The following is a 9,806-nucleotide window of genomic DNA, read 5'->3' on the forward strand; positions in this document are numbered from 1 at the left end:
TGCTATTAGGTTTCTAAAATTAATTAACAAATATGATTATCCGCAATGATACCAGTATGTAAATTAACACCTAGACTTATACAGATGATCGTCAAATATGCCAAGGCATACAATTATTGACAGCCAAGAGCAGCCGCAATTTAAAAGTGGGCACATTATTTTAGGTGGCTGGAGATATAAAAGCGGATAAAAATTTATATAAATGCGACTCCTTTATAATAGACATACTTTAACACGAGTCCTCTCAACGTTACACGCTAGGTAAGAAGAGGCTTTGATAAGTTGCAAATACTCTTCAACAGCTTGGTCGCGGCGTAGTCAACAAAACTTCAAATCGTTCATCCAACAATCTATTGTTTGTCTACGCCCAAGAAAGCGGATAGTCATATACTTTGATATGTATATAAGGAATGATGCCAGTAATAAAACAAATATCTGCTCTTTGATTCAATTCGATACTAATTGATATTGGATCCAACACACCTTTGTTTGTGGCGTTGCGGACAAGTTCTTTTTGGATAACCTGTCCAAGTTTATCGGGATTGACCCAAAGCAACCATTAATACTTAAAATTGAGATTACTGGCAAAGAAGCATATGACCATAAAATGAGAAAAGGCTTTTGGGAATTCCCAAAAGCCTTTTTAAAGTCAGTAATCAAAAGAACTACCTTAATATAGTTTGTTTTCTATCTGGCCCGATAGAAACCATTTTGATCGGAACTTTAAGTTCTTCTTCCAGAACACTTACATAGTCTTTCAATTCTTGAGGAAAATCCTCATATGTAGTGACACCTGCCAAAGATTTGTTCCACCCTTTAACCGTTTTATAAATAGGCTTTACATCCTGATCATTGAGCTCGTAGGTCAACCTATCCACCCTCGTGCCATCAGGAAGTTCATAATGTGTGCAGATTTTGATATTTTCGAAAATATTCAAAACATCACCCTTCATCATAAACAGCTGTGTCACGCCATTGATCATAATGGAATATCTCAAAGCAGGCAAATCAATCCAGCCACAGCGTCTTGGTCTTCCTGTGGTAGATCCAAACTCATTGCCTTCTTTCCTCATGTCTTCCCCATCCTGATCAAACAGCTCCGTCGGAAATGGTCCACTTCCAACCCTTGTACAATAAGCTTTGAAAATCCCATACACCTCACCAATCCTGGATGGAGCAACACCTAAACCCGTACAAGCGCCAGCAGTCATGGTACTGCTACTGGTCACGAATGGATAACTTCCAAAATCAATATCCAAAAGCGAGCCTTGGGCACCTTCAGCCAATACTTTGTCTCCCTTAGCCAAATGATCATTTACTTGGTATTCACTATCGATCAAATTCAATGTTTTAAAGAACTCAATCGCATCAAAAAACACTTTTTCAAGTTCCGGCAATTCTTCCAATGGAAAATCATAGAATGAAAGTGTGGTTTTGTGTCTTTCAACCAATGCATTGTATTTTGCCTCAAAGTCACTTGCCAAAATATCCCCTACCCTTAATGCAACCCTACCAATCTTATCTTGGTATGTAGGCCCAATGCCTTTCAAAGTGGATCCGATTTTTTTATCCCCTTTCGATTTCTCGTAAGCAGCATCCAACAATTTATGGGTTGGAATAATAATAGTTGCCTTTTTGGAGATAAATAAATTTTCGTTGAATGCGATGTTGAACTTATTCAGACCTTCAATCTCTTTCCGCAACACTACCGGATCCAGGACAACTCCATTCCCTATAATATTCGTCAGATTAGACCTAAATATACCGGAAGGTATCTGGTGCAAAACGTGCTTAATCCCATCAAACTCTAATGTATGGCCTGCATTTGGCCCACCTTGAAACCTGGCGACTACATTGTATTGTGGAGCAAGCACATCAACTACTTTTCCTTTTCCTTCATCGCCCCACTGTAGGCCTAAAAGCACATCCATTTTCATTTAATTTTATATTTACTGATTATTTGTTTTCTTTTTGAGGAGCGAAGTTTGGAATAAGGTTAAAAAATTGCAAGGAATTCAATGTATTTATTCTTGCCACAACGAAAATCGATTCAAAGTAATTGGAAATATTAGCTTAATTTCTCTTTTGCGTCTTCCAATGAATCAAAAACTGTGAATATATTATTCAGCTTGGTGATAATCAAAAGTTTTTTGACATGCTCAGATGGGGATGTAAGATAAACTTCACCACCCGCATTCCTCATTTTAGTAAGCATCGTGATCAGCACTCCAATACCACTGGAAGAAATATACCTCACTTCTTTCAAGTCAATCACAAAATTCTTGATCTTGTCATTCACTGCATTGGTTACGATTTCAACCAATTTTGGACCAACGTCATCACCGATTAAGTCACCTTGGATATACAAAAAGTGTGTTGTTTCTTTTTGCTCTGTTTGATAGGTTAGTTTCATATAATAGGTTTATGTTCACATTTTTCTTTTGTACAATTACCGTAGAGAATCAAGGAATGGTGAAGCACTTTGAAATCAAGGATCCCACCAACTGTGTTTTGGATATTCTGAATCCTTGGATCACAAAACTCTTTTACCTGGTTACAATCAATACATATCAAATGATCATGCTGCTTGTATCCATAAGATTTTTCATATTGGGCTAGGTTCTGCCCAAACTGATGCTTGGTCACAAGATCACATTCCACCAGCAAATCCAGCGTGTTGTAAACCGTCGCCCTACTTACACGGTAATTCTTGTTTTTCATGCTGATATAGAGAGATTCCACGTCAAAATGCCCCCCACGACCATAAATCTCTTCAAGTATAGCATAACGCTCAGGTGTCTTCCTAAGTTTTTTATTTCCCAAATAGGCAGTAAATATTTTCTTTACCTCTTCGTATAAGGTTTCATTCAAGGCCATTGTCTCACTTTTTGTTTCAAATATAACTGTTCTTATTTAGAAATGATTCAAATAAACATTAAATCCATAAAGGTTAAGTCTCGGTACGGTCAATAGTCAAACCTTGTGATTTTAATAATCCCCTCTACCTGCCCTAAGTTTTCCATCAATTTCTCTAAATGTTGTGTGCTGTGGACATAGAGTTTTATAGTCCCTTCAAATATCCCTGCATCAGAATCCACGGTAATCGACCTCATGTTGACTTTCAGTTCATTTGAAATGACTTTGGTAACATCATTGATCAGGCCTACTCTATCTGTACCCACTATCCTCAATCCCGCCAAAAACGCTATTTCCTGCTGACTTGTCCATTTGGCTTTGATCACCCTATTCCCATGGTTAGACAATAGCTCCAATGCATTTGGGCAAGAAGTGCGGTGTATTTTAATACCTTCATTGACAGTGACAAAACCAAACACATCATCACCTGGGATAGGATTGCAGCATTTGGCCAAGACATAATCAACAACATCCATATCCTCTCCTATCAACAGCTGGTCATGGTCAGGGCCCTTCAAATTCTTGATCTCTTTGGTAAAGCTAGACTCATCTTTTACCACTTCGAATGAAGCTTTTCCTTTTTGCCTTTTCTCTTCCTTGAAATCTTTGAACCCTTTGATAGACGTGGATTCAATAATCCCCTTGCCTACTTTATAATAAAACTCATTGGCCGTCTTAGTTTCAAAATATGCCCTCAGCTGCTCCACAACTTCGGAATTAAAGTCTAGCTTCATCTGCTTCAATTTCCTTTGGACAATCTCTTTCCCATCCAGAATCGAGGACTTCTTCTCTTCCCTCAAAGCATCTTTGATCTTTGCCTTGGCCCTAGATGTCACTACTACATGCAGCCAATCCTCTGTGGGCTTTTGTTTATTTGAGGTAAGTATTTCGACCTGGTCCCCATTTTTCAGTTTATGGTTGATTGAAACCAAACGTTGGTTCACTTTCGCACCAATACACTTGGCACCGACCTCAGTATGGATCTCAAAAGCAAAATCCAATGCCGTTGCTCCAATTGGCATCACTTTCAAATCACCTTTTGGGGTAAAGACAAAAACTTCATCATGAAATAGATTCCCACGGAAATCGTCCATAAACTCTATTGCAGAACCATCGTTTGATTCAAGCAATGTCCGTACCTGGGTGATCCAATCGTCCAGTCCCGTTGATGTCTTTGAAGTTGCAGAATCTTTGTCCTTATATTTCCAATGTGCAGCATAACCCCGCTCTGCAATGTCATCCATTCTTTGGCTTCGGATCTGTACTTCCACCCACTGTCCCGTATTGCTCATGACTGTCGTATGGAGTGATTCATAGCCATTGGTTCTTGGGGTGCTTATCCAATCCCTAAGCCTATCTGGATTGGGTCTGTAAAAATCTGTGACAACGGAATAGACTTGCCAACAATCCGCCTTTTCATTTTCAATTTCAGTATCTACAATAATCCGGACAGCAAAAAGATCATACACTTCCTCAAAGGGAATGTTCTGCTTTTTCATTTTATTGTAAATGGAATAAACCGACTTTGGCCTTCCTTTGATCGTAAATTTATACCCCTGCTCGATCAACTCTTCTTCCATTGGGGCTATGAAACTCTTGATGAATTTATTTCTTGAAAGTCTGGTTTCGTTGATTTTTTCAACTATGAAGTTATAGGTATCAGTATCGGTGTATTTGAGATAAAGATCTTCCAATTCAGATTTGATTGTGTACAAACCCAACCTGTGTGCAAGGGGAGCATAAAGGTACATTGTTTCAGAGGCTATCTTCAGTTGCTTATGCCTTGGCATGCTCTCCAGAGTCCTCATATTGTTCAATCTGTCCGCTATCTTAATCAGGATCACCCTGACATCGTCAGACAGCGTTAGGAGCATTTTCCTGAAATTTTCGGCCTGTTGGGAGGAACCATAGTCAAAAACCCCAGAAATCTTGGTCAAACCATCAATGATTTGCATCACTTTCTGCCCAAATTCCCTCTCTATATCCTCCAATTCCCAATCAGTATCCTCGACCACATCATGGAGTAGCGCTGCCACTATACTTGTCGGCCCCAATCCTATTTCTTCCACACAAACCAGGGCAACTTCTAAGGGATGGTAGATATATGGCTCTCCAGATTTCCTCCTCATTTCTTTATGAGCTTCGTTGGAAACATTGAATGCCTTTTTGATGATCTTAGCATCCCCAGATTTCAGCAATGGCTTTGCCAATTTCAACAATTTCCTATACCGCTTCAGAATCTCTTTTCTTTCTTCTTCTAGATCAACTTGTATCATATATTCGAAGGTAAAACAATTCCGTATTTTATTTAAATCGCTCTCTAAATTTTTTTTTCAGATTTTTTTTAATTTTTTTCGCTTCAACTTTTGCAAGTTTCAATTTCATGATTACCTTTGCGTCCACATTAGATAAGCGGATGTGGCGAAATTGGTAGACGCACTAGACTTAGGATCTAGCGCCGTAAGGCATGGGGGTTCGAGTCCCTCTATCCGCACGTTTTCAAACCCTCAATCACGGTTCCGATTTCGAAAAAGCTTAACAGCGATTCGAATGAAGAAAAGAGATTGAGGGTTTTTAGTTAACTACAAATCAAAATCAAAATACCTTGGAAATCACATTAGACAAGCATTCAGCAAATCAAGCTTCAGTTAAAATTAAGCTAAATGAAGCAGATTATCAACCAAAGGTTGATGCTAAAGTTAAAGAATACGCAAGGAAAGCCAACATCAAAGGCTTCAGGCCTGGTAAAGCGCCAGTTGCAATGGTAAAAAAACTTTACGGAACTTCCGTATTGGTGGATGAAATCAACAGCATCCTTTCCACTTCTTTAAACGATTACCTGAAAGCCCAAACTTTTAGAATACTGGGAGACCCTCTTCCTGTAATCGAAGATGCTGATAAAATCGATTGGAAAAACCAAAAAGAATTTGATTTTGAATACAAAATCGGTTTTGTAGAAGATGTCAAGATTTCTCTTGACAAAAACATCAACGCTACAAATTACAGTGTAGAAGTAGATAAAAAAACCATCAATGATGCAGTCGAAAACATCAGAAGCCAATACGGAAAAATGACAAATCCTGAGGAAAGCCAAGAAGGAGACTTCTTGTATGGAGATATCAAAGCTGTAGACGGTGATTTCGAAAAGACTTTTTCCCTTCCCCTGTCAAAAGTAGACGGAAGATCACTGAAAAAATTCCTCGGTTTGAAAAAAGGGGATATCATTGAATTTGACCCATCGAAAGCGATCAAAGAAGATCTTGCAGAAACTGTCGGTGTTGAAGATTCCGAAGTGGAAAAGCTATCAGGGAAATTCACCTTTGTGGTGCAAAACATCAACAGAACTGAATTGGCTGAATTGAACCAAGAGTTTTTTGATAAGGTATTTGGTCCTGGACAAGTAGAATCAGAAGAAGCATTTTTGGAAAAAGTAAATTCCATCATGTCTGAAAACTACAATAAGGAAATCAAAGTATACAGTGACGAAAAGATCAAGGAAACTTTGATCGCCAATACCAAGATAGACCTTCCTGAAGCATTCTTAAAAGAGTGGTTGTTCAAAGCCAACGAAGGAAAAGTAACCCAGGAGCAGGTTGACAAAGAATATCCAATCTACGCAAAGCAATTGGCTTGGACGATTATTTCAAATGAAATTGCCCAAAACAATGAAATCAAAGCTGAGCATGAAGATGTAATCGAAAAAACCAAAGAGATGGTTAGGGAACAATTTGCTTCATCAGGCATGGGTGCCCAATTGGAAGACAGCATGGATATGTTTGTTGACAATTACCTTCAAGGAAACGAGGGACAAAATTACATGCAGATGATGACCTCTGTCCAAAATGAAAAAGTTTTGGGCTATGTCAAGGAAAACATAGATTTGACAGAAGAAGTTTTGTCAATAGAGAAGTTCAAAGAGCTTTTGGAAAACTAATTTCGAAACAATTTCGTTAACAAAAAGTCCTTAATTAAGGGCTTTTTTTATTTTTGTAAACGACTAAAAAAAATCAACATGTTCAACAAAGACGAATTCAGAAAGTTTGCCGTTCACAATCAAGGAATTAGTGGCAATGCATTTGATCAATATGATACATTTATCAATGGGATGACGAGATCTGTCATTGAAGAACGCCCTACAAACTTCCGAGAAATCGATGTATTCTCCAGGCTTATCATGGACAGGATCATATTCTTGGGAACGCAGGTAGATGATTTCATTGCCAACATCATTACTGCCCAATTGCTTTTCTTGGAATCCACGGATCCCAAGAAAGATGTTTTGCTATATGTAAATAGCCCAGGAGGGTCAGTAACTGCAGGCCTAGGAATCTATGATACCATGCAATACATCAATCCAGACGTGGCGACAATCTGTACAGGGATTGCGGCATCCATGGGTGCAGTATTGCTTGCGGGAGGTGCCAAAGACAAAAGATCTGCATTACAACATTCAAGGGTAATGATCCACCAGCCGTCTGGAGGCATGCAAGGTCAATCTAGAGATATGGAGATTTCCTTGAAATTGATCATGTCGATGAAAAAAGAGCTCTATGACATATTGGCGATGCATTCAGGCAAATCATACGATGATATAGAAAGGGATTCCGATAGAGATTATTGGATGAAAGCCCCAGAAGCCAAAGAATATGGTTTAATTGATGAAGTACTGATAAGAAAAGCAAAATAATGGCTCAAGTAACATGCTCCTTTTGTGGAAGGAATAAAAAAGATGTTGACCTTATGGTATCAGGTATCTCTGCCCATATATGCAACTTCTGTATAGACCAGGCATACCAGATTCTGGGTGAAGAGGAGAAAACCAAAAAACCGGAGAAAAACCAAAAGTTCAAGCTCAAAAAACCAAAAGAACTCACCGAGTTTCTCAATGAGTATGTCATTGGTCAGTTTGATGCGAAGAAAGTGTTGACTGTTGCTGTTTACAACCACTACAAAAGGCTGCAACAAAAATCGAATGATGATGAGATAAAGATTGAAAAATCAAATATCATCATGGTTGGTGAAACTGGTACCGGAAAAACCTATTTGGCCAAAACATTGGCGAAAGTATTGGAAGTACCGTTTTGCATAGCAGATGCCACCGTATTGACCGAAGCCGGCTATGTAGGAGAGGATGTGGAAAGTATCCTTACACGGTTGCTTCAGGCAGCTGACTACAATGTCGAGGCAGCAGAAAAAGGCATCGTATACATCGATGAGCTTGATAAAATCGCAAGAAAATCAGACAACCCATCCATCACCAGAGATGTCAGTGGTGAAGGTGTACAGCAGGCATTGTTGAAGCTTTTGGAAGGAACAATTGTAAATGTGCCACCCCAAGGTGGCAGAAAGCACCCTGACCAAAAGATGATTGCTGTCAATACCGAAAATATCTTGTTTGTATGTGGTGGTGCATTTGATGGCATCAGCAGACATATTGCAAGAAGACTGAACACACAGCCTTTGGGATTTGGAAAAGCGGAAGACAAAGCTCATGCTGATAGAGACAATTTATTGCAATATGTCACTGCACAGGATTTGAAATCATTTGGCTTGATTCCTGAACTGATAGGACGTCTTCCGGTAGTAACACATTTGGATCCTTTAGACAAAACTGCCCTCAAGAGCATCCTAACTGAACCAAAAAACGCATTGATCAGACAATATCAGAAACTGATGGAAATGGAAGGTGTCAATTTGGTGTTTGAAGAAAGTGGGGTTGACTACATTGTCGAAAAAGCGATGGAATACAACCTTGGAGCAAGAGGTTTGAGATCAATCTGTGAAGCGATCATTACCGATGCAATGTACGAATTGCCATCAAACGATGAAGTCAAGGAACTTATCATAGATGCCAAATATGCACATGAACAATTTGATAAATCAAAATTCAAAAAACTTCAGGTAGCTTAAAATTTAAAAAGGGGTGGAAAGTTGACAACTTTCCACCCCTTTTTAAATTTTACTTTTTCACATACAATCCTTCAATTATTGGATGTGATTAATCAACAACAGCTGCAAATAAAGTGAGTACATTATTTTAATTGACTGCTTGAATGAAAGTGGATATAGATATATCAGATATTTAACATGGTAGTTGTTTTAATATTTCGGCAAAAGCTTATTTCCACTGTATTTCTATTTATTTCAATCTCACAACTTGTTTTCAACTGACTATTTTTCCAAAGTTTTAGAATCCTTTTAAACTTTTCAAAATCATCTCCGCAGTAGTTTCAGAAGCTTGATTTTCCCCAATTTTATTTTTGATTTCATCATAGCCTTGTAACATCGTCCCCCGATAGACTGTATTGACCAAGATTTTATTGAGTTCACCAGCGACATTTTCAACATTAAAATCAGATTGGATAAGCTCTCTTACAACTTCTTTTCCTGCGATCAAGTTGACCAAGGAAATATACGGTACGCGGATTAAGTTCTTTGCAATCGTATAGCTCAATGAACTAACCTGAGTTCGATTGTTATCACAAAGTCAAAATCAATAAAAATATCCAGTTACAAGGCAAATTTTTGAGGGATAGCCTAAGCTATCGCTCAAAAATTTAACGCAGTAAATGGGTGTTATTATTGACTGAGCCGACTATTCGGTTTTAAACGGCAATCTACTTCACTTTTTCAATCCGCAATATCCCAATATTACTTCATAAAAAAGTTCGCACCTTCTTTTCGTAGTTCTCACCATTTAAAACCGTTCCTGCCTGCCGGCAGGCAGGTTGACAAAGTGAGAATAGGCGAACTCAGGTTACTAGTCTTATACACGACTACTTGGGAAATTCTAAACAAGGCTGTTTCAAGCGTAGCTGTACCCGAAGTCACAATAGCCGCATTGGCATGGTGTAAGATATCATAAGTCTGATCAAACACCACTTTGATCC

At 38.6% G+C, this 9,806-nt stretch carries 8 protein-coding genes, 1 tRNA gene and 1 pseudogene; 4 read left to right on the forward strand and 6 right to left on the reverse strand.

Annotated elements, in window-relative coordinates:
• Positions 1-665 precede the first annotated feature (665 nt).
• The 4 genes from ACFSKL_RS18085 to ACFSKL_RS18100 form a co-directional block, all read right to left on the reverse strand.
• The gene (locus tag ACFSKL_RS18085; protein ID WP_376888029.1) at positions 666-1,937 is read right to left on the reverse strand and encodes an adenylosuccinate synthase; all 1,272 of its coding nucleotides are present in this window, start codon (positions 1,935-1,937) and stop codon (positions 666-668) included.
• A 131-nt stretch (positions 1,938-2,068) separates the two neighbouring features.
• Positions 2,069-2,413: an STAS domain-containing protein gene (locus ACFSKL_RS18090; RefSeq protein ID WP_376888031.1), complete on the reverse strand. Its 345-nt coding sequence runs from the start codon at positions 2,411-2,413 to the stop codon at positions 2,069-2,071.
• Positions 2,410-2,877, reverse strand: a complete 468-nt coding sequence (locus tag ACFSKL_RS18095) for a Fur family transcriptional regulator (protein WP_376888033.1) — start codon at positions 2,875-2,877, stop codon at positions 2,410-2,412. The genes ACFSKL_RS18090 and ACFSKL_RS18095 overlap by 4 nt, the downstream gene beginning before the upstream one ends.
• A gap of 89 nt (positions 2,878-2,966) precedes the next feature.
• Positions 2,967-5,192, reverse strand: a complete 2,226-nt coding sequence (locus tag ACFSKL_RS18100) for a RelA/SpoT family protein (RefSeq protein ID WP_376888035.1) — start codon at positions 5,190-5,192, stop codon at positions 2,967-2,969.
• Positions 5,193-5,328: 136 nt separating this feature from the next.
• Between ACFSKL_RS18100 and ACFSKL_RS18105 the strand changes: the two genes are divergently transcribed.
• From ACFSKL_RS18105 to clpX, 4 genes are all read left to right on the forward strand, one after another.
• Positions 5,329-5,410, forward strand: a tRNA-Leu gene (locus tag ACFSKL_RS18105).
• 111 nt (positions 5,411-5,521) lie between these two features.
• Entirely contained in the window at positions 5,522-6,850 is a 1,329-nt protein-coding gene (gene tig / locus ACFSKL_RS18110) for a trigger factor (protein ID WP_376888037.1), read from the forward strand.
• Between the two features lie 78 nt (positions 6,851-6,928).
• Positions 6,929-7,603, forward strand: a complete 675-nt coding sequence (locus ACFSKL_RS18115; RefSeq protein WP_376888039.1) for a ClpP family protease — start codon at positions 6,929-6,931, stop codon at positions 7,601-7,603.
• On the forward strand, positions 7,603-8,826 hold the full coding sequence (gene clpX, locus ACFSKL_RS18120) for an ATP-dependent Clp protease ATP-binding subunit ClpX (protein WP_376888041.1): 1,224 nt from the start codon (positions 7,603-7,605) through the stop codon (positions 8,824-8,826). The genes ACFSKL_RS18115 and clpX overlap by 1 nt, the downstream gene beginning before the upstream one ends.
• A 277-nt stretch (positions 8,827-9,103) precedes the next feature.
• On the opposite strand, the gene ACFSKL_RS18125 is transcribed toward clpX, so the two are convergent.
• Both ACFSKL_RS18125 and ACFSKL_RS18130 read right to left on the reverse strand, forming a co-directional pair.
• Positions 9,104-9,370 (reverse strand): glycosyltransferase family protein, encoded by a 267-nt coding sequence (locus tag ACFSKL_RS18125; protein WP_376888042.1) that lies wholly within the window; start codon positions 9,368-9,370, stop codon positions 9,104-9,106.
• 236 nt (positions 9,371-9,606) lie between these two features.
• A pseudogene (locus ACFSKL_RS18130) lies at positions 9,607-9,806 on the reverse strand (hypothetical protein); the annotation flags it as partial.

It is taken from the genome of Belliella marina, assembly GCF_042682445.1.
GTDB classification, from domain to species: Bacteria; Bacteroidota; Bacteroidia; order Cytophagales; family Cyclobacteriaceae; genus Belliella; species Belliella marina.